The 25973-nt window shown below is 68.4% G+C and carries 27 protein-coding genes and 1 pseudogene; 16 read left to right on the top strand and 12 right to left on the bottom strand.

Annotated features, from left to right (window positions below; translation table 11 throughout):
* The 4 genes from infB to ACRDU5_RS15825 form a co-directional block, all read left to right on the top strand.
* Positions 1 to 2447, top strand: a 2447-nt coding sequence (gene infB / locus ACRDU5_RS15840; RefSeq protein ID WP_526615571.1) for a translation initiation factor IF-2, incomplete at its 5' end; no start/stop codon positions are given.
* Positions 2440 to 2940 carry a 30S ribosome-binding factor RbfA gene (rbfA, locus tag ACRDU5_RS15835; protein ID WP_526615570.1) on the top strand — a complete coding sequence of 167 codons (501 nt, stop codon included), beginning with the start codon at positions 2440 to 2442 and terminating at the stop codon, positions 2938 to 2940. The genes infB and rbfA, both read left to right, overlap by 8 nt.
* Positions 2915 to 3913, top strand: a complete 999-nt coding sequence (locus tag ACRDU5_RS15830) for a DHH family phosphoesterase (protein ID WP_526615569.1) — start codon at positions 2915 to 2917, stop codon at positions 3911 to 3913. The genes rbfA and ACRDU5_RS15830 overlap by 26 nt, the downstream gene beginning before the upstream one ends.
* Positions 3906 to 5240: an MATE family efflux transporter gene (locus ACRDU5_RS15825; RefSeq protein WP_526615568.1), complete on the top strand. Its 1335-nt coding sequence runs from the start codon at positions 3906 to 3908 to the stop codon at positions 5238 to 5240. Before ACRDU5_RS15830 ends, ACRDU5_RS15825 begins: the two co-directional genes overlap by 8 nt.
* On the opposite strand, the gene ACRDU5_RS15820 is transcribed toward ACRDU5_RS15825, so the two are convergent.
* The 8 genes from ACRDU5_RS15820 to ACRDU5_RS15785 all read right to left on the bottom strand — a co-directional run bounded on the left by ACRDU5_RS15820 (position 5237) and on the right by ACRDU5_RS15785 (position 12985).
* The gene (locus ACRDU5_RS15820; protein ID WP_526615567.1) at positions 5237 to 6661 is read right to left on the bottom strand and encodes an RNA polymerase sigma factor; all 1425 of its coding nucleotides are present in this window, start codon (positions 6659 to 6661) and stop codon (positions 5237 to 5239) included. The genes ACRDU5_RS15825 and ACRDU5_RS15820 overlap by 4 nt on opposite strands.
* Positions 6662 to 6759: 98 nt before the next feature.
* Entirely contained in the window at positions 6760 to 7479 is a 720-nt protein-coding gene (locus ACRDU5_RS15815) for a hypothetical protein (RefSeq protein ID WP_526615566.1), read from the bottom strand.
* Positions 7480 to 7570: 91 nt separating this feature from the next.
* Positions 7571 to 8911, bottom strand: coding sequence for an RNA polymerase sigma factor (locus tag ACRDU5_RS15810; protein ID WP_526615565.1), 1341 nt, complete (start codon positions 8909 to 8911; stop codon positions 7571 to 7573).
* Positions 8912 to 8942: 31 nt separating this feature from the next.
* A complete protein-coding gene (locus tag ACRDU5_RS15805) occupies positions 8943 to 9596 on the bottom strand; it encodes a hypothetical protein (protein WP_526615564.1) in 654 nt (217 codons plus the stop codon).
* A gap of 90 nt (positions 9597 to 9686) precedes the next feature.
* Positions 9687 to 11126, bottom strand: a complete 1440-nt coding sequence (locus tag ACRDU5_RS15800) for an OmpA family protein (protein ID WP_526615563.1) — start codon at positions 11124 to 11126, stop codon at positions 9687 to 9689.
* 173 nt (positions 11127 to 11299) lie between these two features.
* A complete protein-coding gene (locus ACRDU5_RS15795; protein ID WP_526615562.1) occupies positions 11300 to 11536 on the bottom strand; it encodes a hypothetical protein in 237 nt (78 codons plus the stop codon).
* Between the two features lie 97 nt (positions 11537 to 11633).
* Entirely contained in the window at positions 11634 to 12197 is a 564-nt protein-coding gene (locus tag ACRDU5_RS15790; protein WP_526615561.1) for a class I SAM-dependent methyltransferase, read from the bottom strand.
* Between the two features lie 20 nt (positions 12198 to 12217).
* Positions 12218 to 12985, bottom strand: coding sequence for an enoyl-CoA hydratase (locus ACRDU5_RS15785; protein ID WP_526615560.1), 768 nt, complete (start codon positions 12983 to 12985; stop codon positions 12218 to 12220).
* A gap of 36 nt (positions 12986 to 13021) precedes the next feature.
* On the opposite strand from ACRDU5_RS15785, the gene ACRDU5_RS15780 reads away from it, so the two are divergent.
* Both ACRDU5_RS15780 and ACRDU5_RS15775 read left to right on the top strand, forming a co-directional pair.
* Positions 13022 to 13303: a DUF2277 domain-containing protein gene (locus ACRDU5_RS15780; protein ID WP_526615559.1), complete on the top strand. Its 282-nt coding sequence runs from the start codon at positions 13022 to 13024 to the stop codon at positions 13301 to 13303.
* 11 nt (positions 13304 to 13314) lie between these two features.
* Entirely contained in the window at positions 13315 to 13863 is a 549-nt protein-coding gene (locus tag ACRDU5_RS15775) for a DUF1802 family protein (RefSeq protein WP_526615573.1), read from the top strand.
* 310 nt (positions 13864 to 14173) lie between these two features.
* On the opposite strand, the gene ACRDU5_RS15770 is transcribed toward ACRDU5_RS15775, so the two are convergent.
* Complete coding sequence (locus ACRDU5_RS15770) at positions 14174 to 14797, bottom strand: TetR/AcrR family transcriptional regulator (RefSeq protein ID WP_526615558.1); 624 nt, start codon at positions 14795 to 14797, stop codon at positions 14174 to 14176.
* 43 nt (positions 14798 to 14840) lie between these two features.
* Here ACRDU5_RS15770 and ACRDU5_RS15765 point away from each other — a divergent pair, with 43 nt between their 5' ends.
* Both ACRDU5_RS15765 and ACRDU5_RS15760 read left to right on the top strand, forming a co-directional pair.
* A complete protein-coding gene (locus ACRDU5_RS15765; protein WP_526615556.1) occupies positions 14841 to 15995 on the top strand; it encodes a sulfotransferase in 1155 nt (384 codons plus the stop codon).
* Positions 15985 to 17046: a DUF7064 domain-containing protein gene (locus tag ACRDU5_RS15760; protein ID WP_526615555.1), complete on the top strand. Its 1062-nt coding sequence runs from the start codon at positions 15985 to 15987 to the stop codon at positions 17044 to 17046. Before ACRDU5_RS15765 ends, ACRDU5_RS15760 begins: the two co-directional genes overlap by 11 nt.
* Here ACRDU5_RS15760 and ACRDU5_RS15755 read toward each other — a convergent pair.
* The gene (locus ACRDU5_RS15755; protein WP_526615554.1) at positions 17043 to 17627 is read right to left on the bottom strand and encodes a DUF3558 domain-containing protein; all 585 of its coding nucleotides are present in this window, start codon (positions 17625 to 17627) and stop codon (positions 17043 to 17045) included. The two genes, ACRDU5_RS15760 and ACRDU5_RS15755, sit on opposite strands and share 4 nt — an antisense overlap.
* An 85-nt stretch (positions 17628 to 17712) precedes the next feature.
* Between ACRDU5_RS15755 and pptH the strand changes: the two genes are divergently transcribed.
* From pptH to ACRDU5_RS15735, 4 genes are read left to right on the top strand one after another with little or no spacing between them, the layout of a single operon-like run.
* Positions 17713 to 18702 carry an ACP phosphodiesterase PptH gene (gene pptH, locus ACRDU5_RS15750; protein WP_526615553.1) on the top strand — a complete coding sequence of 330 codons (990 nt, stop codon included), beginning with the start codon at positions 17713 to 17715 and terminating at the stop codon, positions 18700 to 18702.
* The gene (gene pptT / locus ACRDU5_RS15745) at positions 18699 to 19376 is read left to right on the top strand and encodes a 4'-phosphopantetheinyl transferase PptT (RefSeq protein ID WP_526615552.1); all 678 of its coding nucleotides are present in this window, start codon (positions 18699 to 18701) and stop codon (positions 19374 to 19376) included. The genes pptH and pptT overlap by 4 nt, the downstream gene beginning before the upstream one ends.
* Positions 19373 to 20254, top strand: a complete 882-nt coding sequence (gene truB, locus ACRDU5_RS15740) for a tRNA pseudouridine(55) synthase TruB (RefSeq protein WP_526615551.1) — start codon at positions 19373 to 19375, stop codon at positions 20252 to 20254. Before pptT ends, truB begins: the two co-directional genes overlap by 4 nt.
* Before the next feature lie 48 nt (positions 20255 to 20302).
* On the top strand, positions 20303 to 20725 hold the full coding sequence (locus ACRDU5_RS15735; RefSeq protein WP_526615550.1) for a DUF6632 domain-containing protein: 423 nt from the start codon (positions 20303 to 20305) through the stop codon (positions 20723 to 20725).
* Here ACRDU5_RS15735 and ACRDU5_RS15730 read toward each other — a convergent pair.
* Positions 20676 to 22028: a cytochrome P450 gene (locus ACRDU5_RS15730; RefSeq protein WP_526615572.1), complete on the bottom strand. Its 1353-nt coding sequence runs from the start codon at positions 22026 to 22028 to the stop codon at positions 20676 to 20678. The genes ACRDU5_RS15735 and ACRDU5_RS15730 overlap by 50 nt on opposite strands.
* Positions 22029 to 22065: 37 nt before the next feature.
* On the opposite strand from ACRDU5_RS15730, the gene ACRDU5_RS15725 reads away from it, so the two are divergent.
* Entirely contained in the window at positions 22066 to 23103 is a 1038-nt protein-coding gene (locus ACRDU5_RS15725; protein ID WP_526615549.1) for a helix-turn-helix transcriptional regulator, read from the top strand.
* Here ACRDU5_RS15725 and mntR read toward each other — a convergent pair.
* A complete protein-coding gene (mntR, locus tag ACRDU5_RS15720; protein ID WP_526615548.1) occupies positions 23100 to 23801 on the bottom strand; it encodes a manganese-binding transcriptional regulator MntR in 702 nt (233 codons plus the stop codon). The two genes, ACRDU5_RS15725 and mntR, sit on opposite strands and share 4 nt — an antisense overlap.
* An 80-nt stretch (positions 23802 to 23881) precedes the next feature.
* Here mntR and ACRDU5_RS15715 point away from each other — a divergent pair, with 80 nt between their 5' ends.
* The 3 genes and pseudogenes from ACRDU5_RS15715 to ACRDU5_RS15705 form a co-directional block, all read left to right on the top strand.
* On the top strand, positions 23882 to 24853 hold the full coding sequence (locus ACRDU5_RS15715) for a bifunctional riboflavin kinase/FAD synthetase (RefSeq protein WP_526615547.1): 972 nt from the start codon (positions 23882 to 23884) through the stop codon (positions 24851 to 24853).
* Between the two features lie 116 nt (positions 24854 to 24969).
* Positions 24970 to 25239, top strand: coding sequence for a 30S ribosomal protein S15 (rpsO, locus tag ACRDU5_RS15710; protein WP_066985007.1), 270 nt, complete (start codon positions 24970 to 24972; stop codon positions 25237 to 25239).
* A gap of 365 nt (positions 25240 to 25604) precedes the next feature.
* Positions 25605 to 25973 (top strand): annotated as a pseudogene (locus ACRDU5_RS15705) (polyribonucleotide nucleotidyltransferase); the annotation flags it as partial.

Genomic DNA, 25973 nt, shown 5'->3' with positions numbered 1-25973 from the left:
CGCCGCCGGAGCCGCCGCCCGCACCGGCGGAACCCGCGGCCCCTGTCGCTTCCCCGCAAGCGGGTGGGGCCCCAGCTCGCGAGGGGAGTACTCCCACCGCCCCGACTCAGCCGGGTCCAACCCCCGGCCCCCGGCCGGCGGCGGCGGCCCCCGGTCCCAAGCCGGCGGCCCGCACGCCACGGGTCGGCAACAACCCGTTCTCTTCGGCGCAGCCGGTGGATCGGCCGATTCCGCGTCCGCCGGCGCCCCGTCCGGGTGCGCCGCGTCCCGGTGGCGGACCGCGCCCCGGTGTCTCGCCGGGCAATATGCCGCCGCGTCCCGGTGGCGCCGGTGCACCCGGGCGCCCGACACGTCCCGGCGGCCCGCGGACTGCCCCCGGCGGTCGCGGCCCGGGCGCCCCGTCCGGCGGGCGTCCAGGTGGTGGCGGTGGCGGTAACTACCGCACCGGCGGACCCGGTGGCGGCGGTGCCCCCGCCGGCGGCGGCTATCGCGGTCGTCCCGGCGGCGGCCGTCCCGGTCAGCGCGGCGGTGCGGCCGGTGCCTTCGGCCGTCCGGGCGGCGCTCCCAAGCGCGGACGCAAGTCGAAGCGGCAGAAGCGTCAGGAATACGACTCGATGCAGGCGCCGGTCGTCGGCGGTGTGCGGTTGCCGCACGGCAACGGCGAGACCGTCCGGCTGGCGCGCGGCGCGTCGCTGTCCGACTTCGCCGAGAAGATCGACGCCAACCCGGCCGCGCTGGTGCAGGCATTGTTCAACCTCGGCGAGATGGTGACCGCCACCCAATCGGTGGGTGACGAGACCCTCGAGCTGCTGGGCAGCGAGATGAACTACACCGTTCAGGTCGTCAGCCCCGAGGACGAGGACCGCGAACTGCTGGAGTCCTTCGACCTCACGTATGGCGAGGACGAGGGCGACGAGTCCGACCTCGAGACGCGGCCGCCGGTGGTGACCGTGATGGGTCACGTCGACCACGGCAAGACCCGACTGCTGGACACCATCCGCCAGGCCAACGTCCGCGAGGAGGAGGCCGGTGGCATCACCCAGCACATCGGTGCCTACCAAGTGGGAGTCGAACTCGACGGCGCCGAACGGCTGATCACGTTCATCGACACCCCGGGTCACGAGGCGTTCACCGCCATGCGTGCCCGCGGTGCCAAGGCCACCGACATCGCGATTCTGGTGGTCGCCGCCGACGACGGTGTGATGCCGCAGACGGTGGAGGCGATCAACCACGCGCAGGCCGCAGAGGTGCCGATCGTGGTGGCGGTCAACAAGATTGACAAGGAGGGCGCCGACCCGGCCAAGATCCGCGGGCAGCTCACCGAATACGGTTTGGTGCCGGAGGAGTTCGGCGGCGAAACCATGTTCGTCGACATCTCGGCCAAGCAGGGCACCAACATCGAGGCGCTGGAGGAGGCGGTGCTGCTGACCGCCGACGCCGCGCTGGACCTGCGGGCCAACCCGGACATGGAGGCCCAGGGTGTGGCGATCGAAGCGCATCTGGACCGTGGCCGCGGACCCGTGGCGACCGTGCTGGTGGCGCGCGGCACGCTGAAGGTCGGCGACTCGGTGGTCGCCGGCGACGCCTACGGGCGCGTCCGCCGCATGGTCGACGAGCACGGCGAGGACGTCGATGCCGCGATGCCGTCGCGGCCGGTGCAGGTCATCGGGTTCACGTCGGTGCCCGGTGCCGGTGACAACCTGCTCGTCGTCGACGAGGACCGCATCGCGCGGCAGATCGCCGACCGCCGCAGCGCGCGCAAGCGCAACGCGATGGCGGCCCGCACTCGCAAGCGGATCAGCCTGGAGGACCTGGATTCGGCGCTGAAGGAAACCAGCCAGCTGAACCTCATCCTCAAGGGCGACAATGCCGGCACCGTCGAGGCGCTGGAGGGAGCCTTGATGGGCATCCAGGTCGACGACGAGGTGGCGCTGCGTGTCATCGACCGCGGGGTCGGCGGCGTCACCGAGACCAATGTCAACCTGGCGTCGGCATCGGACGCGGTGATCATCGGCTTCAACGTTCGCGCCGAGGGCAAGGCCACCGAGCTGGCCAAGAACGATGGCGTCGACATCCGCTACTACTCGGTGATCTACCAGGCCATCGACGAGATCGAGAGCGCGCTCAAGGGCATGCTCAAGCCGGTCTACGAGGAGCGGGAACTGGGTCGCGCCGAGATCCGCGCCCTGTTCCGGTCGTCGAAGGTCGGCAACATCGCCGGCTGCCTGGTCACCTCCGGTGTCATCCGCCGCAACTCCAAGGCGCGACTGCTGCGCGACAGCATCGTGGTGTCCGAGAACCTGACCGTGCAGTCGCTGCGGCGGGAGAAGGACGACGTCACCGAGGTGCGCGACGGATATGAGTGCGGTCTGACGCTGAGCTACTCCGACATCAAGGAGGGCGACGTGATCGAGACCTACGAGCTGGTGGAGAAGGAGCGTGGCTGATCCGGCACGAGCGCGCCGGTTAGCCAAGCGCATTTCCACGATCGTCGCCTCGGCGATCGAGTACGAGATCAAGGATCCGAGGTTGGCGGGTGTGACGATCACCGATGCCAAGGTGACCGGTGACCTGCACGACGCGACGCTGTACTACACGGTGCTGGGCCGCTCGCTGGAAGAGGATCCGGACTACGCGGGTGCGGCCGCGGCGTTGGAAAGCGCCACGGGTGTGCTGCGCACCAAGGTGGGCGCCAGCCTCGGTGTTCGATTCACGCCGACCCTGGCGTTCGCGCGGGACACCGTGCCGGATACGGCGTACCGAATGGAGGAGCTGTTGGCCCGCGCCCGCGCCGCGGATGAGGATTTGGCGAGGGTTAGGCAGGGTGCCAAGCACGCCGGCGACGAGGACCCGTACCGTATGAGCGGGGCAAACGACGGGGAGCTGGACGACAGGTTGGACGCTGAGGACACCGGTGACCGCGATCGAACCGAAGACTGACGCAGATTTGGTTGGCGAGCGCGCCGACGCTCGCGCCGCCGCCGACCTGCTGTCGGCCGCTGCGACCGTCAGCGTGGTCTGCCACGTCTACCCCGACGCCGACACCATCGGCGCCGGCCTGGCCCTGGCGCTGGTGCTCGACCACGCCGGCAAGGACGTAGAGGTCAGTTTCGCCGAGCCGGCCGGCCTGCCCGAATCCCTGCAGTCGCTGCCCGGCGGGCATCTGCTGGTCGTTCCGGACGTGATGCGCCGCGACGCCGACCTGGTGGTCACGGTCGACATCCCCAGCGTCAACCGGCTGGGTGCGCTGCGTGAGCTCGCCGTCCCGGGCCGCGAGGTGCTGGTGATCGACCACCACGCCTCTAACCAGCTGTTCGGCAGCGCCAACTACGTCGACCCGTCCGCCGACTCCACCACCATGCTGGTCGCCGAGCTCCTCGACGCCTGGGGCAAGCCCATCGACGTCGGGGTCGCGCATTGCCTTTATGCCGGTCTGACCACCGACACCGGGTCGTTCCGCTGGGCCAGCGCCCGGGCGCACCGGCTGGCCGCCCGGCTGGTGGAGCTGGGCGTCGACAACGCCTCGATCAGCCGCACCCTGCTCGACACGCATCCGTTCGCGTGGCTGCCGATGCTGTCGCGGGTGCTCGGGTCCGCGCAACTGCTGCCCGATGCGGCGGCTGGCCGTGGGCTCGTGTATGCCGTTGTCGGACACCAGGAATGGGTCAATGCGCGGCCCGAGGAAGTGGAAAGCATCGTCGACATCGTGCGCACCACGCAGCAGGCCGAGGTGGCCGCGGTGCTCAAGGAGATCGAGCCGCAGCACTGGTCGGTGTCGATGCGGGCCAAGTCCATGGATCTCGCCGCGGTGGCCGGCACCTTCGGCGGCGGTGGCCATCGGCTGGCCGCCGGCTATTCGGCGACCGGGTCGGTCGACGACGTCGTGCAGGCCCTCTACGTAGCCCTTGGCTGAACCCGGACACGATCTTCCGGTCGCCCAGGCCACCGGCCGTCGCATCGCCGGATTGGCGTTGCCCGCCCTCGGCGTGCTGGCCGCCGAACCCATCTACCTGCTCTTCGATCTCGCCGTTGTCGGGCGGCTGGGGGCGTTGAGTCTGGCCGGGCTGGCGATCGGCGGGCTGATCTTGACCACGCTCAGCTCGCAGATGACGTTCTTGTCCTACGGCACCACGGCACGCTCGGCCCGCTTCTTCGGCGCCGGCGACCGCACCTCCGCGGTCGGGGAGGGAGTGCAGGCCACCTGGCTCGCGCTGGGGCTGGGCACGCTGATCGTGGTGGCGGTCCAGGCCGCCGCGGTGCCGCTGGTCTCGGCGCTGGCTGCGGGCGGGGACATCGCCTCGGCCGCGCTGCCGTGGGTGCGGATCGCGATCTTCGGCGTGCCGGCGATCCTGATCTCGGCGGCCGGCAACGGCTGGATGCGCGGCGTGCAGGACACCGTGCGGCCGCTGCGCTATGTCGTCACCGGGTTCGCGGTGTCGGCTGCGCTGTGCCCGCCGCTGGTATATGGCTGGCTGGGCATGCCGCGGCTGGAGCTGGCCGGCTCGGCGGTCGCCAATCTGGTGGGCCAGTGGCTGGCCGCGCTGCTGTTCTGTCGTGCGCTGCTGGTCGAACGGGCGCCGCTGCGCATCCAGCCGGCGGTGCTGCGGGCCCAGGTGGTGATGGGTCGCGACCTCTTGCTCCGGACGATGGCATTTCAGGTCTGCTTCGTCTCGGCCGGAGCCGTCGCCGCCCGGTTCGGCGCGGCGGCGGTCGCCGCACATCAAGTGGTGCTGCAGCTGTGGAGTTTCCTTGCGCTGGTGCTGGATTCGTTCGCCATCGCGGCCCAGTCACTTGTCGGTGCGGCGCTCGGCGCCGGGCAGCTGGCACACGCCAAGTCGGTGGCGTGGCGGGTGACCATCTTTTCGACGGTTGCATCCGCGGTGCTGGCCGGCATCTTCGCCGTCGGTGCGTCGGTGTTTCCGAGCGTCTTCACCGACGACCGCTCGGTGCTGGACGCGATCGGCGTGCCGTGGTGGTTCATGGTCGCCCAATTACCCATCGCGGGAATCGTTTTCGCGCTCGACGGCGTGCTGCTGGGCGCCGGTGACGCCAAGTTCATGCGCAACGCGACATTGTTCAGCGCGCTGGTCGGCTTCCTGCCGTTGATCTGGCTGTCGCTGGCGTTCGGCTGGGGACTGCTCGGCATCTGGTCGGGCCTGAGCACCTTCATGGTGCTGCGACTTGTCTTCGTCGGCTGGCGCGCGTTTTCCGGCCACTGGCTGGTGCCGGGCACCGGTTAGCGGCCGCGGTCTCGTGGAGCGGGGCGACCGTCACCTGGGGAAGCCGGATTGACCTCAGCCCGTTTGGGCGATTCCGAGGATGGGCTGCGCGGAGGGTCCGCGGTCCGTGTGGTCCGAGGCCGCGAAGGCGGGGTCTGCCCCAGCACTGACTCGGATGATGACTCGGACGAAGGCGGCGGCGCGGGCGGGATGAGCTCGGGCGTGGGCTCGGAATCGGGCGCCGGCGGTGAGTCGTCGGCCGGCGGCGTGATGGGGACGAGGATCTGCACCTCCGGCTTACTCGGCGGCGGCTGCACGGTTGCGACGGGGTCCGTTGTTTGCACATGCACGGTGTTTTGCTTCGGCGGGGCGTTGCCCGGGACAGTGGCGCCGGGGGATTCGGGCGCTGTTCCAGTGGTGTCGGCCGGCACGATCGAGACGGGGTCCCGTTTCAGCCAGGCGAACGTCAGCCCCAATGAGGCGCCCAGCACGGCAACTAACAACGCCGCCGACAACAACAATCTGCGGTTGCGCCGGTTCCCACCGGCACCGTCGGTGTGGGCGGTGCCGGCGTCGTCGGGGTCAGAGGCGCCCGCGTCACCGGATTCGTCGTCCAAACGGCTGCCGTGGCTGGTCAGTTGTACTTCGCTCAGTGTCCTTTCGCGTAGCCATTCCGGCGCCGGGATGAACACCGGAGCGGCGCCCAGCAGCGCGGCGGGGCTGACTAATTCTCGTCGTTCTTCCTCGCAGGTGTCGCAGGACTCGATGTGGCGCGAAATGCGTTTGCGCATCAGCACATTGAAGTGTCCGTCCCAGCCGTTGAGCATCGCCGCCAGCTCCGGGCAGCCGCCGGAGTTGTGGACGCGGCGGGCGACCAGCAGCGCGCCGAGTGAGCGTTCGATCGTGTCACGCAGCCGGTGCACGATGGTGTTGGCGTTGGTCGGCGTGACTCCCAGCGCGTCGGCGAGGTCGGGGCCGTTGAGGCCGTGCCGGAAGGCCAACTCGAGAACGGAACGGTCGCGGTCGGATAGCCCACCAGCCGCGTCGGCGATCAGGTCGGCCAATTCCGTGCGTGCGGCCAGGGTTTCCGGGCCGGGGTCACCGGATGCCTCGTCGGGCAGCTCGTCGGACGGTGTCTCTCGGCGGCGGTCGCGGATTCGGCGCAGCGCCTCGTTGCGCGCGATCGAGTACAGCCAGGGGCGCAGTTTGTCCGGGTCGCGAAGCTGGGGCAGCCGGGTGGCCGCCACACAGAAGCAGTCCTGCACGCAGTCCGCGGCGCCGTCGCGATCGTGCAACATCCCAATGCAGAAGTCATGCAGGCGGTCGGCGTAGCGGTCATACATCTGGCCGAACGCGGTTCGGTCACCGGCCAGCGACGCGCGCACCAGGTTCGCGTCGGTCTCGTTCGGGCCGGCGATGTCCCAATCTCGTACCGCGGTCATGGCACCCCCATACCGGGTAGTTGCTGCTATTGGATCAGTTGACGCGGGCACAGGCAAGACCGGGACGTTTCGGATCAAGCTTGTGCCAGTCTGCATTGCTACGGCTGTGTCTCCATGGCCTGATCCAGGCTGGGCCCCACGTTCTGCGGGCCCGGCGTGGCCAGGGCCGGCTTTGGCTGCGGAGGCAGCGTCGTCATTGTCTGCGGAGGCGCTTGCTGCAGTGTCGGCTCCTCGGCCGACTTTATTTGCAACGTGGGCTTGGGCCCGGGATCCGCAGGGTCCGGCTTCGGCTGCTCCGGCTGCTCGGGCCACGGTGGGAGCGGCGGAATGTCGATGTCGACGATCACGGGCGGATGGCTCGCCGGCGCTGTGCCCGGATCGACTGGACCCTTCGGAGCCGCCGAAACGGCGGCCTGTGCTGGCTTCGGAGCGGTCACAACCGGTTTCGGCGCTGCGGGCTCGACGTGCTTCGGTGGCGCGGCGGGCGCGACGGCGGCCTCCTTCGGGGGAACCGCCTGGCCGGCGCCAGTAGGGCCACCGGCCGGCGCGCTGACCACGGGCACAGCGACGCTGGATTGAGCCGGTTCGTTGAAGTCGAACACGGCCAGACCGAAGGCGGCGCCCGCGCCGATGCCGGCGGCCAGGGCTGCGACGATCGCGGCGTGCCGGGCAAGGGATGTCGGCTTGGCCGGGGGCGGCGCCTCGGCGTGCTCGACGGTTTCCCACAGTTCGGTGGGCCCGGATATGGGGTCACCGAGCGGGCTGGACGCCCAGGCAGCCGCGATGGTGCTGGCGTCGGTGTCGTAGGTGGTGCTCATGGTGTGCTCCTTGGCGGTGGCACGACCCCTGGTGGGCCGCTGCTACAGGTAGGAGCGCATTGACATCACGACTCGCACACTTTTTCAGGCGTTACGGCTGAACGGCAGTCCCACGCCCGGGATCTGGCTGGGGTCCGACGAGGCCACCCGGTCCGGTGAGTCTTCCGCCACCACCCCCGGGATCCGGATTGGGCTGCGGCCACTCCGGCAAGAAATTCGGCCACTGCGGAAGCACCGGATCTGGCGGCGGTGGCTCGGGCGGTGCCTGCGGCGGTTCGACCACAGGCGGTGCGACGGCCGTCGGCGCAGGCGGCACCTCGACCACCGGAGCCTGTTGTACGGGTGGCGCGATAGCGGGAGCGGGCGGCTTGACAGCGGGCGCGGGGGGCGGCGGGGGCTTCGGCGCTGGCGCCGGGGCGATCGGGGGTGGCACGGCTTCGCTCAGCTCGGTGGGGGTGATTGCGACGTCGTTCTGGTTCAGCCAGACAAGAAGCAGCGCGGCGGCCGCGATCAGGGCGGCGACGAAGGCGACAACGGGCACCACGAAGCCGCGATCGCCTCGCTCGTGCACCATGCCGCCGCGATCTTGGCCGTCATCGGGGATCGGAGTGGAAGCGGAGGTCAGTTGAACCTCGCCCAGCGTGCGTTCCCGCAACCAGTCCGGCGCGGGGATGAACACCGGTGTGGCGCCGAGCAATGCGGCGGGGCTGACCATCCGCCGCCGCTCCTCGTCGCAGATGTCGCAGGACTCGATGTGCCGGGCGATGCGTTTGCGCATCAGGACGGTGAAGTGGCCGTCCCAACCGTCGAGGATCGTCGCCAGTTCCGGACATTCGGCCGGATTGTTTCGGACCCGTCTCGAGACCAGCAACGCGCCGAGGGAACGCTCCACGGTCTCCCGCAAGCGGTGCACGATCGTGTTTGCGTTGCTCGGGCTGACGCCGAGCGCATCGGCGAGGTCGGGCCCGTCGAGGCCGTGGCGATAGGTCAATTCGAGCACGGAGCGGTCGCGGTCCGACAGCCCGCCGGCGGCCTCGGACACCAGCTCGGCGAGTTCGGTCCGGGCGGCCAGGGTGTCCGGTCCGGCGTCGCCGGACGCCTCGTCGGGCAGTTCGTCGGAGACCGTCTCGCGGCGGCGATCCCGGATCCGGCGCAGTGCTTCGGTCCGGGCGATCGAATAGAGCCACGGCCGCAGCTTCTCGGGGTCTCGCAGCTGGGTCAGCTTCGTCGCCGCAATGCAGAACACGTCCTGCACACAGTCCGCGGCGCCCTCACGATCGCGCAGCATTCCCACGCAGAAGTCGTGCAACCGGTCGGCATAGCGGTCGTAGATCCCCGCGAAGGCGGCGCGGTCACCCGCCGCGGATGCCAGGGCCAGTTCCGCGTCGCTGTCGGTCGGACCTACGACGTCCCAATTGGGTACTGCCGTCATGGCATTGCTCCCCACGACTGTAGTGCTGATGCTACGGCGCGAAGACAGTTGCCGGGAGGGCCGGCCCCAATGTCGGCGGATCCGGCTTCGGCTTCGGCTTCGGTTTGGGTGCCTTGTCGTCGGGCCCCTCGCCCGGTGGCGGTTGCGGCGGCTCCGGGTCCGGCTGCTCGGGCCACGGTGGGAGCGGCGGAATGTCGATGTCGACGATCACCGGCGGATGGCTCGCGGGCGGTGTGCCCGGATCGACTGGACCCTGGGGTGCCGGAACGGCGGCCTGTGCCGGCTTCGGAGCGGTCACAACCGGTTTCGGCACTGGGGTGGGCTCGACGTGCTTCGGTGGCGCGGCGGGCGCGACGGGCATCGGTGCGGGGGCAGGGTGGTTCGGCGTGACGACCACCGCATATTCAGGCGCGGTGGAGTCGGCGCCGGGCACAACCGTGGATTGAGCCGGATCGGTGAAGTCGAACACGGCCAGACCGAAAGCGGCACCCGCGCCGATGCCGCAGGCGAGGGCCGCTACAAGTGCGGCGTGCCGGGCAAGCGACGTCGGCTTGGCCGCGGGCGGCGCCTCGGCGTGCTCGACGGTTTCCCAAACTTCGGTGGGCCCGGATACGGGGTCACCCAGCGGGCTGGACGCCCAGGCAGCCGCGATGGTGCTGGCGTCGGTTTCGTAGGTGGTGCTCATGGTGTGTTCCTTGGTTGTGGCACGACCCCCGATGGGCCGCTGCTACAGGTAGGAGCGCCCAGCCATCACGACTCGCACACTTTTTCCGAATCAATTGGTGATTGGCGTGGGCTCGACCCTGCCCAGGCCGCCGATTTCAACGTCGACCGTGGTGACGTCGGCCGGTGGCGCCGCGTAGAACCCCCAGAGCTGCACCGATTCGCCGGGCGCCAGCGAGTATTTACCTGTCGGCGCGTAGTCGGTGGACGGCGGGCCGGTGAGGGACCTGAAGCCGGCGAGCCGCTGAGTGCCGGTGGTGCAGACCTGCGCGCGGCGCTGGTTGGTCCGATCGGCCAGGGTGACGCCGATCGGCCGGTCGCTCTTGTCGGTGAGGCCGCTGCCCGGCTCCACCTCGATCATCGTCGACGTCGGATTGGTCAGGGTCACCGTGGTGAGCAGGTGGCCACCGATCCGCTTGACGCTGTCGACATTTGCCTGTGCACCCTTGGCGGCTAGGTCGTTGGTAGCTTCTCGGGCTTCGAGCTGGGCCGGCGCCACCTCGGTCACGTCGCCGGTGCGGATCTCCACCCGCCGGTTCTGCGCGCGCCCGTCAGGGTTGTCGGTGCCGTCCGGGTTGGTGTTCGGCGCCACCGGACGAGACTCGCCGAATCCGACGGCGTTGAAGGTGAATCCGTTGCCCAGCTTCTCCTGCAGTGCCGCCTGAACCGAGGCCGCACGCGCCTCCGACAGCTGCTGGTTGGACGCGTCGTCACCGATTGTGTCGGTGTGTCCCTCGATCGTGATCGTGCCCGAGGTGGCCTCGATCTGGGAGTCGACCTCGTCGAGCGCCGCCTGCGCCGCCGGCGTGAGGTCCGATTTGGCGAACTCGAACAGCACGTCGCCAGGCAGTTTGATCTCCACCGAAGTCTCCGCGCCGCCGCCCTCGGGGCCCTCGCTCGTGCACACCATGGCTGCGACGTACGGATCGGGCCCGCGCGGCCCGGTCAGCACCGGGTCGTCCGTCAGGGCGGTCGAGCCGGCGGGCTGGATCGGCACCTCGACGGGCAGCAGCACGTCGGTCAGAAACCACAGCTTGGTGGCGTCCTGCGGCGGTGCGGTGAAGACGGCGGTAATTGTGGCCGCTGAACCCGGCGCGATGTCGTCGTACTCGATGTCGCTCACCCGGCCCTCGAGCCCGTCGGACTCCTGCACGGCGTAGGTCGTCGCCCGTGGCAGGTCGACGAGCTTCATCCTGCGTTCCAGCAAGCCGAGCCCCACGTCATACGGTTCGATCGGCTGTTGCGTCCCGTTGAACAGGTCGAACTGCGCGCCGATGTCCTGCTGGCCCAGCCGCACCAGCCGAATGTTTCGAGCCTCCATCGGAAACGCCGTCGACGCGGGTTTGGCGACAATGCCGCTGCCGCCGGCCGCCGCGGGGCCGGACGTCGCCGGCGCGCCAGGCTGGGATGCGACCGGAGGGCCGGTCTCCTCGCCGCTGGCGCAGCCGGCGACAACGGCTATCGTCACCGCCGCCGCGGCCCATGCGCGCATTGATGCTCGCTCGACTCGCGGAATTCTGAAATCCACCCCGACGCCGTTGGGGGCCGAAGAAATAGTGTGAGGATCAGCGTCTTCGTACATATCGAACTTCTTCCATTTCAGCCCGTCCGGCTCCTCGGCCGGCCGGGTCCTAATTTTCTCAGTACATGCCGATGAGCAGGGGATTAGTTGGGATCGGGGAATCCCGGCGGATCTGGCTGCGGGTCGAATCCCCTGCATTTGGCACAATCGCGCGGGGTCCGAAGATCGTCGATGATCGCAATCGCGCCGCGCTCACTGACGTCCGGTGTGGCCTGGGCGGTTCCCGCACCGAGAATCAGCAGTGACGGCGCTGTCGCGCCGGCGATTGCTGCGCTGATCACGGCGGTGATGAGCTTCGTGCGCGGGTAGATGGTGGTCATGGCGTGCTCCTGTGCGGTGATCGCGGCCCCGGTGGAACCGCTGTCACAGGTAGGAGCGGGCAGGCCATGCCCGTCGCACACTTTTTGCCAAGTTAGTTCATCCGGCCCGCGCGATGACCGCCCAGCCGTACGGATTGCTCCGCACGTCCACGTCGACGAATCCCGCGGTGGCCAGTCTGGCGGGCAGCGACGACGGGTCGACCGGGTTGTACGTGTCTCCCTCGTGGTGGGCCTCGAGTTCGTCGCTGGCCAGGCTGTCGCTGGCCACCAGCGGAGCGCCCGGCCGCAGCACGCGCGCGATCTCGGCGAACAGCCGGTCCTGCCGCTCGTCCGTGGCGACGTGGTGCAGCATCGTGAAGCACGCGGCACCGGAGAACCGGCCGTCGGCGTAGGCCAGGGAGGTGGCGTCGCCGTGCAGGATCTCGACCGTCGGCAGGTCCGCGAACCGATCGGCCAGCATGGCGGCGAGCTCGTCGTCGATCTCCACCGAGGTCAGCCGCGGCACCGCCCGGCTGAGGACGTCGGTGGTGGCACCGTATCCGGGCCCGACCTCAAGCACGTCGTCACCGAGGTCCGTTCCGTTCAGTGCCCAGGGCAGGATGACCTCCCGGATCATCTCCCGCCACTCGTCGCTGCCGCAGTGCTCGTGCGCCTTGTTCACGACACGCAGCCTACGAATCGTCAGCGCACCTGTGCGCGCCCCCTCTGCAGCACCGCCTCGCGATTGGCGGCGATGTCGTCACCGCTGGCGGTGCGCATCCACTGAGCGGCCGATTTCGCCTCGATCGCCAGGCCGTTGGCGGTCTCCGCATCATCGATGCGGTGATAGGACGCCAGCAGGGCACGCACCGCGTTCTGGTTGTTTCCGACGATCGAGGCCGCCACCTGGCGAGCGGCCGGCAATAGCTGCTCGTGGGGCACCACCTCGGTGACCAGGCCGGCCCGCAGCGCGTCGGCGGCCGAAAGGTAGTCGCCGGTCAGGCTCATCCGGCGGGCCGTGCCTACACCGACCTTCTGCGGCAGCCGCACGGACAGCCCCCAGGTGGGCAGCAGGCCGACACGGGCGTGCGTGTCGGCGAACCGGGCCTGCTCGGAGGCGATCAGGACGTCGCAGTACAGCGCCAGTTCGAGCCCCCCGGTGACTGCCGCGCCGTTGATGGCACCGATCACGGGTTTGGTCATCGGGGGCCAGTGCGGGGAGATGTCGGGCAGATCGGAGGTGGTACTCAGCTCCTTGAGGTCCAGCCCGGCGCAGAACACCGGGTCGGCACCGGTCACGATCACCACGTCGACGGCGTCGTCGGCCTCGGCGTCGCGCAGCGCGGCGAAGAACTGGTTGCGCAGCGCCGAGGACAGCGCGTTACGCGATTGCGGGCGGTTCAGCGTCAGGGTGCGCACCCGGTCTTCGGTGTCGATGAGCAGAACGGCTTCGTTGTTCGTGTCGGCCATGATGATCACGCTAGACGCCCGGCCTATGGTGGCGGTATGTGCCGAAACATCACCGAGCTTCGTGGCCTGGAACCGGCGGCGACCGCCGAGGAGATCGAGGCCGCCGCGCGCCAGTACGTCCGGAAGGTCAGCGGCGTGACCAGGCCGTCGGCGGCCAACGCGGATGCGTTCGAGACCGCGGTCGCCGAGGTCACCGAGACGACCACGCGGCTGCTCGCTGCGCTGCCACCGCGGCGGCAGCCACCCAAGACCGTTCCGCCGTTGCGGCGCCCGGAGGTACGGGCCCGCATAGATGCCCGAGCCGCCCGGGCGGGGTGACCGCGCAAAGGCTGACCCAGCCCGCGCTCAAGGAGTGGAGCGCGGCGGTGCATGCGATGCTCGACGGCCGTCAAACTGTGCTGCTGCGCAAGGGCGGAATTCATGAGAAGCGGTTCGCACTCAACGCTTCTCACTTCCTGCTCTTCCCGACCGTCGCCCATAGCCACGCCGAGCGGGTACGGCCCGAACATCGTGACTTGCTGGCGCCCGCGGCGGCGGACAGCACCGAATCCGAGATCGTTCTGCGTGCTGGTGCCAAAGTCGTTGCTGCGGTGGAGGTGATTCGGCCCGAAGGTCTGGAAACGATTGCGCCGCTGCATATCTGGACCGCGGAATCGGTTCGCGCCGACCGGCTGGACTTTCGTCCCAAACACCGGCTCACCGTGCTGGTGGTGCAGGCCAGTCCGCTTGCCGAGCCGGTGCGGCTGCCCCGGTTGCCGGAGTACGCGGGCTGCACCAGCTGGGTGCCGTTGGCGGCGAACCCGATGTGGGGCGCGCCGGTGCACGACGACGAGAAGTTGGCCGACATCGCCGAACGAGTGCGTCGCTCAGTGGGCTGACTTCGGCCGGAAAAGTCTTGGAAAAAGTGTCAGACGCGGGACTGGTGGCTCCTCCTACCCGTAAGCGCAGCCCATCCGGGGGCGCGATTCCGCGAAGGAGAGCACATCATGAACACCACCCCCATCTGCAAGAGGTTTGTCACCGGCGCCGTCGGCGCTGCGATCGCCGGCGTGGCGACACCCGCACTGCTGTTTCTCGGCGCGGGAACCGCTCAGGCAGCGCAGGACGTCACGACAATTCAACGGCCCGGGCACGTTTCGATCAAAGCCGAACCTCCTCGAGTTTCGCCTCCGCGCGTTTGGGGTCCTTTCACTTCTCCCCTTCCCATCTTGGGCGATTAGGGAAAGCGCTGAGGACCTTGTTCATCAGCCATTCGATCGCGCGGGTTGCTTCGGCACCCTCGAGCCCCCACCCGCCGACCAGCCGCTCGTAGGACGCCGGACTCCACAGCACATCGAGCAGGCCCGCCATGATCCGTCGTTCCGCTTCCGGCCGGCCCTTGTCCGCGTCCGAAACGGCGCGCATCAGCGCGTCGCGCCGACGCTGATCGGAGCTGACGAACGCCGGGTCGTGCGGCGTGTGAACCGAGTCGCGAACCGAAAACCGTTGCAGCGAGGCGAACACCCGGGCGGTGACCTCGGCGAGGTTGGCGAGGTCGACGTCCTCATACGAGATGCCCGCCTCGGACTCCAGCCGCTGCATGACCGCGTCGTGGAGATGACGTTCGGTCGGGAAGTGCCGGTACACGGTCCGCTCGCCGACGCCCGCGCGTTCGGCGACCGCCCGGAACGTCAGCTCGCGCCAGTTCCAGGTCTCAAATTCATGCACCAGATCGCTGCCGGCGGCGATGATGCGCTCGCGGGTCTGCGCCGCCTTCTCCCGGCGCGCGCTGTTGTCGTATCGGCGCCTGTTTCCTATTGACGGTTCGCCCACAATAGTGACAGTGTACTGTCACGAATTGTGGTGGAGGTGCACAGTGGCATCACCCGGCGAGTTGATGGCTGCCGCCGTCGAGCGAACTGGGCTGGACGACTTCGGCGACGAATCCTTCCGCGAGGGGCTGGACATCCTCGTGACCGCTCTGCGCGACGAGGCCCGGCTCAACGAACGTGGCGGGGGATTCATCTACGCCCGGATCGGCACTCATCTTCGACAGCGGCTTCAGGTCGAGGACTGGTACCGCCGCCACCCCGAGATCGACGACGTCACGATAGACGCACCACTGTTCGGGCTCGGCCTGCCCCGCACGGGTTCCACCGCGCTGTCGTTCCTGCTCGCCCAGGATCCGCATGTCCGATATCTACGCAGTTGGGAGTCTGCGGAGCCGTGCCCGCCCCCGTCGACGGTGCAGGGCGACGACCCGCGAATCCCGCCGGAGCAGCGAGCCGTGATGGTCGGCAGCCGACACCACGTTCCCACCGACATCCACGGCCCGATGGAGTGCCTGGACCTGATGGCGCTGGACTTCAAATCGCAGATCTTCCAGGCGTTCGCCCAGATCCCGTCCTATTCTGAATGGCTCGTCGGCAGGGCCGATTTCACGTCCACCTACGCTTATCAGCGTCGCGTTCTCAAACTGCTGCAATGGGGCGAGCGGACCAGGCCGTGGCGTCTCAAGTCGCCCGCGCATGTGCTGTCGCTCGACCACCTGGACCGGGTGTTCCCCGATGCCCGCTTCGTGATGACCCACCGCGACCCCACCGATGTGCTCCTCTCGGTCGCCGACGTCTACGCCGACATCGCCGGCGGGTTCACCGACCACCTCGACCGGCGCTACCTCGGCGAGCTCAATGTCCGTCACTGGTCGGTCGGCGTGGACCGGGCGGTGAAGTTCCGTGACGGCGGAGCCGATCACCGGTTCTTCGACATCGATTTCCGCGCGATGCAGGCCGATCCGATCGGCGAGGTGCGCCGCCTGTACGCGTGGCTGGACGAACCGGTGACCGACGAGTTCGAGGTGGGGATGCGGACGTGGTGGACTGAGAACGCCGAGAAACGCGAGCCGCACACGCACGCCGACCCCGAAACGTTCGGGCTTGATCTGAACTCCGTCCGGCCTCTGTTCGCCTCCTACGTCGAACATTCGCAACGCTGGACCGCCATGAAAGGTGAGCGCTCACATGGCAATTGACTTGACTGGCGGCATCGACCCGGCTCGGGAGTACATGTTCGCCGACCGGCCGGCCGACCCCGAGGTGCGGGATTCGGTCAGCTTCTGGGTTTTCGACGACCGGGGGCGGGTCGGCCTGCCGCGCATCGGTGTGGAGGCGGTCGCCGCGAATTGGCAGGAGCACAGCGTTCAGGTCAACGTTGCGTTCCCGGACGGCCGCGCGTATCGACTCCGCGACGAGGGGAGAAGCTGGCCGGTGGAAGGTCCGGAGGGCAAGCCCACCGTGCTCGGCGGCGGCCCGCTGCGCTTCACATGCGTGAAGCCCTTCGACGTCTGGACGATGACGTTCGACGGCAAGGCGGTGCAGACGTCGTCGGCCGATCTCGCCGCGGGCCGCAAGGAAGGGCCGCTGGTCGACCTGCGGTTCGAGGCGGAGGCGAAGCTCGCCGTGCCGCCGTGGGTGCAGGGCGCATTGCAGGCCGATGCCGCGTCGGCGTTGGAGACGTCCGTGGAGGGCGACCTGATGGGTGGCGACCGCTACGAGCAGCTGTTTCGGGCGACGGGCTCGGTGCGGGTGGCCGGTGAGGAGCATGCCTTCACCGGCAGCGGGCTGCGGATCCGGCGCCAGGGCGTGCGCAGGCTCGAGGGCTTCTGGGGGCACTGCTGGCAGTCGGCGCTCTTTCCGAGTGGCCGGGCGTTCGGCTACATCGCGTATCCGCCCCGTCCCGACGGCCGGCCCACGTTCAACGAGGGCTACGTCTTCGACGGCGGCGGCGACCTCATCCCGGCGCGGGTGGTCGCAGCGCCGTGGCTGAGCCGGCTGCAGCCGCTGGGCGAGGACGTCTCGGTCGTGCTGGAGACCGCCAACGGCATGGAACGGATCGAGGGCGAGACGGTGCTGTCGACGCACGACATCACCGACCCCAGCGAGGTCCCCGCCGAACTGCTGGCCAAGATGGCCAACTGGACTTTCCCCGCGCTTCAGCAAGCCGGCGTGGCCTATCGCTGGAACGGCGAGGAGACCTACGGCATGCTCGAGCGCTCCAGCCCGATGGACAAGATCGAGCGCTAGTAGATGTAGTGGGGCGCCAGCTCGTTTGCCCGCTGCAGATTGGTCTGCATGCAGTCGACATCGTCGGCGGCGTAGATCGGCGAGTAGAACAGCGACTGCTGAATCAGGCCGTAGCTGGTCTTGAACGCCACCATGCAGGTGATCCACCACCGGTTGTTCCAGTCGGTCGGCTTCATCACCCAGTACTGGGCCGCGCGGTGGCCGGCGATGTCGAGTTCGACGGCGTCGGCGGGCAGGGTCTCCTCGTAGGTGCGCCAGACGAACGCCTCCACCGCCATCTGGTAATGGCCGGCGTCGTAGTGGCAGCGCAGGCCGTCCTCGGGCTGCGGCGGGGTGAATCCCAGGCCGATGCCCTGGACGACGTCGAGCGGTATGTCCCGACACGGGTCGAACGGGTCGGGGTCGACGGTCTCGACCACCGGCCACTTGATGGTGGTGGTTGCCTGCGGCCAGGGTGCTGCCGTCGAGCGCAGTTCGACCGGACCGCCTCCCGTCGTGGTCGCCGGACCGCTCTGCACGACCAGAGTCACGGCCGTCAGCAGCGCACCGAACGCCGCGAACAGACGGATCTTGCCGGCCATTACACCCCCTCGCGCTCGGCAGTCACTGCGGGGAGTGTACAAGTCCCGCCCCACTGGCCGGACCGGAAACGAGAACACGTTCTAATTGCCTAGCGGGTCGCCCGCCGGTGCGCAAGTAGGCTGGTCGGCTGTGGCGACACTCTGGGCGATCAGCGACCTGCATGCGGGTCACACCGGCAACAAGCCGGTCACCGAGTCGCTACATCCGTCCTCGCCCGACGACTGGCTGATCGTCGCCGGCGACGTCGCCGAACGCACCGACGACATCCGGTGGTCGCTGGACCTGCTGCGCAAGAGGTTCGCCAAGGTGATCTGGGTGCCGGGCAACCATGAGCTGTGGACCACCAACAAGGATCCGATGCAGGTCTTCGGCCGGGCCCGCTACGACTACCTGGTCAACATGTGCGACGAGATGGGCGTGATCACCCCGGAACACCCGTTCCCGGTCTGGAACGAGGCGGGCGGCCCGGCCACCATCGTGCCGTTGTTTCTGCTGTACGACTACACGTTCCTGCCCGACGGCGCGGAGACCAAGGCGGAGGGCATCGCCATTGCCCGGGAGCGCAACGTGGTGGCCACCGACGAGTTCGTGCTGTCCCACGAGCCATACGGAACCAAGGAGGCCTGGTGCCACGACCGGGTGCTGGACACCCGAAAGCGGCTGGAGGATCTGGACTGGGTGACCCCGACCGTGCTGGTCAACCATTTCCCGATGGTCCGCGAACCGTGCGAGGCGCTGTTCTATCCGGAGTTCTCGCTGTGGTGCGGCACCACCGCGACGGCGGATTGGCACACCCGCTACAACGCGGTCTGCTCGGTCTACGGCCACCTGCACATCCCACGCACCACGTGGTACGACGGCGTGCGCTTCGAAGAGGTGTCGGTCGGCTATCCGCGGGAATGGCGGCGCCGCAAGCCCTATCGATGGCTGCGACAGGTGCTGCCCGACCCGAAGTATCCGGACGGCTACCTCAACGAATTCGGCGGACACTTCGTCATCACCGCCGAGATGCGGGCGAACGCGCAGCGCGTGCAGGAGCGCATCAAGAACCGGCAGGCGACGCGGGCGAGATGAAGGTCGCAACGCTGCTCTCCGACGTGCTGCCGGGAACCTCCCAAGATCTGGCCGCCGCCGAAATGTACACAGATCCACCGGAATTGACGCCGCTGCCGGAGGAGGAGCCGCTGATCGCGCGGTCGGTTGCCAAGCGCCGCAACGAGTTCGTCACCGTCCGCTACTGTGCCCGGCTGGCGCTCGATGACCTGGGCGTGCCGCCGGTGCCGATCCTCAAGGGGGAGAAGGGCGAACCGTGCTGGCCCGAGGGCGTAGTGGGCAGCCTCACCCACTGCGACGGCTACCGCGGCGCGGCCGTCGGCCTTCACGACACGGTGCGCTCGGTCGGCATCGACGCCGAACCCCACGAGGTGCTGCCCAAAGGCGTGCTCGACGCGATCAGCCTGCCCGCCGAGCGGTCTGAGATCGCAGCACTTCCGGCGGGCCTGCATTGGGACCGAATCCTGTTCTGCGCCAAGGAGGCAACGTACAAGGCGTGGTTCCCGGTGACCCGGCGCTGGTTGGGCTTCGAGGACGCGCACATCGTCTTCGACGTCGACGGCGGTGGAACCGCGGGCAGTTTCGAATCCCGCGTCTTGATCGACGGCGCCGCATCGGCCGGGCCGCCGTTGTCCACGCTACTGGGCCGCTGGTCGGTGCGCGACGGACTGGTGCTGACGGCGATCGTGCTGTGAACGATGCCGGTCTCGTGGTGGTTGACAAACCGGGAGGCATGACCAGTCACGACGTCGTGTCCCGGTGCCGGCGCATCTTCGCCACCCGCAAGGTCGGTCATGCCGGCACGCTGGACCCGATGGCCACCGGCGTTCTGGTGGTCGGCGTCGAGCGAGCCACCAAGATCCTCGGCCTGCTGGCCGCCACCGACAAGTCGTACGCGGCGACCATCCGGCTCGGCCAGACAACGACCACCGAGGACGCCGACGGCGAAGTGCTGCAGACGGTTTCGGCGCAGCGGGTCACCGACGCCGACATCGCCGATGCGGTGGCCGCGCTGCGCGGCGAGATCTCCCAGACTCCGTCGGCGGTCAGTGCGGTCAAGGTCGGCGGCAAGCGGGCCTACCGGCTGGCTCGGGAGGGCCAGGCCGTCGAACTGGCCCCGCGAAGCGTCCGCGTCGATCGTTTCGACATCGTGACGATCCGGCGGCTGGGTGACCTAGTGGAGGTGGACGTCGAGGTGGACTGCTCGAGTGGCACCTACATCCGCGCGCTGGCCCGTGATGTCGGCGCCGCGCTGGGCGTCGGCGGCCACCTCACCGCGCTGCGGCGCACCCGCGTCGGACAATTCGGACTCGACGAGGCCCGCACGCTCGACGACCTCGCCGAGCAACCGCGACTGTCCTACACCCTCGACGAGGCCTGTCTGCTGGCCTTTCCGCGCCGCGACCTAACCGACGAGGAGGCCGAAGCGGCCCGGCACGGCCGCGCGCTCACGCCCGCCGGCATTGACGGCACCTACGCGGCGACAGCACCCGGCGGGCAGGTGATTGCGCTGCTGCGCGACGATGCCACCCGCACGAAATCGATCGTGGTACTCCGTCCCGCAACGTTGTAAGGACCTGCGGCGCATACTGAGTCCGCCTTCAAAGGATTGGAGCGTGCAGTGACGACCCCGTACAAACTTCTCCAACTGGCATTGGCCTTGTTCGGCTTCATCTTCCTGCTGGTCTATCCGCTCGCCGTGGTCTGGCCGTCGGGGTGGGCGTGGCATCCGGGCGCACCCCATGAGTCCGAGTACTTCGTGATGATCGTCGGCCTCTACGCAACGCTGGGCCTCTTCCTGCTGAATGCGGCGCGCAACCCGCAGGCGAGCCTGAGCCTGATCTGGTTCACCGTGTGGTCCAGCGTCGTGCACGCCGCCATCATGGCGGTGCAGTCCTTCGCCAGCCACCACCAGTTGGGGCATTTGTGGGGAGACGTCCCGGCGCTGCTTCTGGTGGCAATCGTGCTGTCGCTACTCGTCCGGGCAGCCGGCCTCAAGCAACCTTCTCTCGCCGGCGGGTCAGCCGGACGCCCATCTGGGTGAGCCCGCGAAGGTTGGGGTTGGTCGTCCAGGTTGGCGTTCCGGTCACTTCAATCCGGTCGACGTTGTCGACAATCTCGCGCAGGATGGCCTGGCCCTCCATGCGCGCGAGCTGCGCCCCGAGACACAAATGGACTCCGGAACCGAACGCGACGTGGCACGTCGGGTTGCGCTCGGCGCGGAAGGTGTCCGGATCCTCGAATTGTCGTGGGTCACGGTTGGCCGCGCCCCAGGCGAGTAGAACTCGTGATCCGGCAGGAATGGTCGCCGATCCGACGTCGTAGTCGGACCGCGCTGTGCGATAGAAGCTTTGGACCGGCGAGCTGAACCGCAGTTGCTCCTCGATGGCCGACCCGATGAGCTCCGGCCGCTGCTGCAGCAGACGCAGTTGGTCTGGGTTGTCGGCGAGCGTCAGGAACAAGGTGCTGAGCATGTTGGTGGTGGTCTCATTGCCTGCGAGCAGGAGCAGCACGGCGATGAAGAACATCTCCTCGTAGCTGAGCTGCCCGTCGTCGGTGTGCCTGGCCAGTCGGCCCAGCACGTTGTCTTCGCCGAGCAGCTCGCCCCGGCTCAGTTTCTCGGTGAAGAAGGCGTGCATATGCCGAAAACCGTTGATTGTCGGTGCAATTTGTCGTAACCCCGATTTCGAGATGTTGATGTCGGCGACTCGGACGGTGTCGTTGGACCATTTCCGGAACGCGGCTTGGTCTTCTTCGGCGATGCCCAGGATGTGGGCGATCATCCCCATCGGCATCGGCACGGCGACCGTGGACACGACATCGGCAGGCGATTGCGCCAGAAGCTCGGCGACCAGCTCGCGGGCCAGACGATCGACCATCGGCTGCCACGATTCGAGGGCGCCTCGAGTGAAGCCCGGCATGGCCTGCTTGCGCATCCGGGTATGTGCAGGCGCATCCGTGGTCAGCAATATCGGTAACCGCACGCGGCCGTAGGTGACGCCGTCGGCGCTTGACAACGCGTGGTCGGCGCGCGCCGCCTCGCGGACGTCGGCGTAGCGCGTCAGGATGAATATGCCGCGCCTCGGGTTGTAGTGCACCGGGCCGCCGGCGAGCAGCTCGCGATAGTGCGGGTACGGGTCGGCCGCCGTCGCGCCGTCGAACGGATCGAAGTCGGTGATCTCGATGCCCCGGGGGACGGGCCGGTGTTGCGATCGGTGCCGCGCTTCGCGCGCCATGTTGGCCGTCAGCGTCTTGGCTGTTATCGGCCCGTACTTTCTTGCAAACCGGACATCGCTCTTGATCGTCATGGTGTTCTCAAGGTAGGCCGCGGTAAGCCCACGCAGAATGCTGCGTTGGGACAAATGGTTGATAGTTTCGGACACGATGACCGTCTGGTCCGCGGACGTCCGACGTCCCGTCGTCACCGCGCGACAACTCTGCGCGGTTGCGACGGAGATGGACGTGGTCGTCACCGATGTGCTGGCCGGCACGTCGGTGACTTCAGCCGATCTGGAGGATCCGGAGGGTGACGTCTCCAGCGACGACGAGATCACCATGGCGCGCAACCTGCTGCGGCTCGTGCCCGCCCCGGCCGGGATCGGGGTCGCGATCGGGAGCCGCATCAACCTGACCAGCCTCGGCATGTTCGGTTTTGCGGCGATGGCGTCGGGGACCCTCCGAGAACTGATTTCGGTCGGGCTGCGCTTCTTCTCGCTGACCACGCTGCACGCGTCGATCCTGTTGTCGGAGCGGGCTGCCGAATCTGAGATTGCCATCGACGCGGGCCATCTGCCCGACGATGTCCGACGTTTCTTTCTCGAGCGTGACATCGCGGCCATCATCGCCACCGTGCCCCCGTTCGTCCATCCCGTCCTGGCCCGCTATGCCGATCAGATCCGCGTCGAGCTGGCGGCCGACGAGGAGTACCTGCGGCCACTACTCGACACCGTCGCGATCCAGCAGGTCGTGTTCGACTGCGAGCGGAGCATCATTCGCCTGCCCCGAGCGATGCTCGACGAGCCGTTGCCGCAAGCCGACGAACACACGCTGGCCGTCTGTGTCGAGCAGTGCGAACAGATTCTGGAACGACGGCGGCGCCGCCACGGGTTGTCAGCCCTGGTGCGCTCCCAACTGCTGTCTGCGCCAGGGGAGATGCCGGGTCTGGACGCGGTCGCCGCCGCACTGCAACTGCACCCGCGGACCCTCCGCCGCCGGCTGGCCGAAGAGGGTACGTCGTTTCGCGCGCTCACCAATGACGTGCGGGCAACCTTGGCCACGGAACTGTTGTCACAGGTCGGATTGACGGTCGAGCAGGTCGCCCGGCGGCTGGGCTACGCCGAGACGGCGGCGTTCACCCATGCCTTTTCCCGGTGGTTCGGCGTCGCTCCCAACGAATACCGGCGTCGTCAAGGCGCCGGTTAACCGACGACCCAGATCGCCTCGGCCGCCGGGCTGCCCAGGTCGACGGTGGTGTGAGGGGCATCGGAGCCGTCGGGGCCTTCGACGGCCACCGAGATCATTCCGGCGAAGTCGCGGCGGGCCAACACCCGCAGCCGGGAGTCCAGGCTGATGCCGACGGTGTCGAAATACCGCAACATCTCCGGGTCGGCATCCGAGATGCGGGCCACCGTTCCGGCATCGCCGTCGTGGCACGCCGACAGCTGGCGCGCCGGCGGGGTCGGCACCTGGCCGTCGGCGGCCGGAATCGGATCGCCGTGCGGGTCGCGTTTCGGGTAGCCCAGCTTGGCGTCGATGCGGTCCAGCATCCGATCGGAGACCGCGTGTTCGAGCACCTCGGCCTCGTCGTGCACCTCGTCCCAGCTGTAGCCGAGCATGTTGACCAGAAAGGTCTCCATCAGCCGGTGCCTGCGCACCATGGCCAGCGCGGCCTTTCTGCCCGCCTCGGTCAGCGTCACCGCGCCGTACTTCTCGTGGTCGACCAGGCCCTGGTCGGCGAGCTTGCGGATGGACTCCGACGCGGTGCTGGCCGACACCCCGATCCGCTCGGCGAGCATCTTGGTGCTGACCTTGTCCAGCGACCACTCCTGGGCGGTCCAGATGACCTTCAGGTAATCCTGGGCAACCGTGGTCAGGTCGCGAGGGTCACCGTTTGGACTCACAGATACAAAGTTTAGGCAATCATCACCTGATCTGGGGATGTAGCGCAGCCCGGCCTCCCGGCGCGCCGTAGGCTTGCGCTGTGCAGCGCTGGCGGGGACAGGACGAGATCCCCACGGACTGGGGCAGATGCGTCGTCACAATCGGGGTGTTCGACGGGGTTCATCGCGGCCACCAGGAGCTGATCAATCACGCGGTCAAGGCCGGCCGGTCCCGAGGCGTGCCGACGGTTTTGATGACGTTCGACCCGCATCCGATGGAAGTCGTCTTCCCGGGTAGCCATCCCGCCCAGCTCACCACGTTGACCCGGCGCGCCGAGCTGGTCGAGGAACTGGGCATCGACGTTTTCCTGGTGATGCCGTTCACCTCGGACTTCATGAAGCTGACGCCCGAGCGCTACATCCACGAGCTGCTGGTGGAGAACCTGCACGTCGTCGAGGTGGTGGTCGGGGAGAACTTCACCTTCGGCAAGAAGGCGGCGGGAAACGTCGAGCTGCTGCGCCGGGCGGGGGACCGGTTCGGCTTCGCGGGGGAGGGCATGTCGCTGGTGGCCGAGCACCACCAGGACGAAACCGTCACGTTCTCGTCGACCTATATCCGGTCCTGCGTGGACGCCGGCGACGTCGTCGCGGCGGCCGAGGCTCTGGGCCGGCCGCACCGGGTCGAGGGCGTGGTGGTGCGTGGCGACGGCCGCGGCAAGGCGCTGGGTTACCCGACCGCGAACGTCGCCCCGCCGATGTATTCGGCCATCCCGGCCGACGGCGTGTATGCCGCCTGGTTCACCGTGCTGGGCCGCGGCCCGGTGATGGGCACCGTCGTGCCCGGCGAGCGGTACCGGGCGGCGGTGTCCGTCGGCACCAACCCGACGTTCTCCGGGCGCACCCGCACGGTCGAGGCGTTCGTCCTGGACACCGACGCCGACCTGTACGGACAGCACGTCGCGGTGGACTTCGTCGCCCGCATCCGCGGCCAGGAGAAATTCGCGTCGGTGGACGACCTGGTGGCGGCGATGGGCGGCGACACCGAGCGCGCCCGCACCATCCTGGCCAATTAGCGATTCTGCCCGGGCTACCCGGCGCTGCTAGACTTCACGCCGACCCAGCGTGTGCTGCAGTTCGCGGCGGCCGCGCCTCAGATACCCCTCGCGGACCGATTGATGGAGATTGTTTCGTGGCGCTCACTGCCGAACAGAAGAAAGACATCCTGGGCTCCTACGGCCTGCACGACACCGATACCGGTTCGCCGGAAGCCCAGGTGGCGCTGCTGACCAAGCGGATCGCCGATCTGACCGAACACCTGAAGGTGCACAAGCACGACCACCACTCGCGGCGCGGACTGCTGCTGCTGGTGGGCCGGCGCCGTCGTCTGCTCAAGTATGTCGCGCAGGTCGACGTGGAGCGGTACCGCTCCTTGATCGACCGGCTTGGCCTGCGTCGCTGACCCGCGAGTCCACTGCGCCGAAAGTTCGGTTGTTGTACGTAACCGCCGAGTGGACCCGTCAACAACCGTGCTCTCGGCGTGAATAGGGCTTGTGAACTGGGCCGGTGTAGAGTATTGGCGTTCCGAGCCTTTCGGCTCGAACAAAGGGTGTGGTTCTCGCAGCTCCGCGTGCACCGCTCCTGCGTGTCCCCCAGGACCCGCCTGATCGGGCGGTCTTCGGTAGTGGCTGCCGGGGCAAGTCTCCGGCCGCTTCGATCGACGGCCGTAGCCGCATCGAGGCCAGTGGTCTGGCAGGCTGCTCAGCGTTCTGGGCGTGACGACGCGAAACAGCTGAACAGTGACCCAGAGAGGCCTCACGGACAACAATGTCTGTCGCAGAAATTGAGGACGGCGTGTACGAGTCGACCGCCGTCATCGACAACGGGAGCTTCGGCACCCGCACCATCCGCTTTGAAGCCGGCCGCCTCGCCCAGCAGGCCGCAGGCTCCGCCGTCGCCTACCTTGACGACGAAACCATGCTGCTGTCGGCGACCACCGCCAGCAAGAACCCCAAGGACCACTTCGACTTCTTCCCGCTGACGATCGACGTGGAGGAACGGATGTACGCCGCCGGGCGGATCCCCGGCTCGTTCTTCCGCCGGGAGGGCCGCCCGTCCACGGACGCGATCCTCACCTGCCGGCTGATCGACCGGCCACTGCGTCCGTCCTTCGTGGACGGTCTGCGCAACGAGGTC

Source organism: Mycobacterium sp. (assembly GCF_050701515.1).
Lineage (GTDB): Bacteria > Actinomycetota > Actinomycetes > Mycobacteriales > Mycobacteriaceae > Mycobacterium.
The sequence above is the reverse complement of the archived record's forward strand: the minus strand, read 5'-3'. Positions and strand labels throughout refer to the sequence as shown.

Excerpts from the sequence above, each read along its gene's own strand:
- ACRDU5_RS15785 (WP_526615560.1), bottom strand. The coding sequence starts at position 12,985 with ATGGCCGACACGAACAACGAAGCCGTTCTGCTCATCGACACCGAAGAC.
- ACRDU5_RS15815 (WP_526615566.1), bottom strand. The coding sequence starts at position 7,479 with ATGAGCACCACCTACGACACCGACGCCAGCACCATCGCGGCTGCCTGG.
- ACRDU5_RS15820 (WP_526615567.1), bottom strand. The coding sequence starts at position 6,661 with ATGACCGCGGTACGAGATTGGGACATCGCCGGCCCGAACGAGACCGAC.
- ACRDU5_RS15760 (WP_526615555.1), top strand. The coding sequence starts at position 15,985 with ATGGCAATTGACTTGACTGGCGGCATCGACCCGGCTCGGGAGTACATG.
- ACRDU5_RS15810 (WP_526615565.1), bottom strand. The coding sequence starts at position 8,911 with ATGACGGCAGTACCCAATTGGGACGTCGTAGGTCCGACCGACAGCGAC.
- ACRDU5_RS15805 (WP_526615564.1), bottom strand. The coding sequence starts at position 9,596 with ATGAGCACCACCTACGAAACCGACGCCAGCACCATCGCGGCTGCCTGG.
- ACRDU5_RS15755 (WP_526615554.1), bottom strand. The coding sequence starts at position 17,627 with ATGGCCGGCAAGATCCGTCTGTTCGCGGCGTTCGGTGCGCTGCTGACG.
- ACRDU5_RS15795 (WP_526615562.1), bottom strand. The coding sequence starts at position 11,536 with ATGACCACCATCTACCCGCGCACGAAGCTCATCACCGCCGTGATCAGC.
- pptT (WP_526615552.1), top strand. The coding sequence starts at position 18,699 with ATGAAGGTCGCAACGCTGCTCTCCGACGTGCTGCCGGGAACCTCCCAA.
- ACRDU5_RS15780 (WP_526615559.1), top strand. The coding sequence starts at position 13,022 with ATGTGCCGAAACATCACCGAGCTTCGTGGCCTGGAACCGGCGGCGACC.
- ACRDU5_RS15725 (WP_526615549.1), top strand. The coding sequence starts at position 22,066 with ATGACCGTCTGGTCCGCGGACGTCCGACGTCCCGTCGTCACCGCGCGA.
- ACRDU5_RS15800 (WP_526615563.1), bottom strand. The coding sequence starts at position 11,126 with ATGCGCGCATGGGCCGCGGCGGCGGTGACGATAGCCGTTGTCGCCGGC.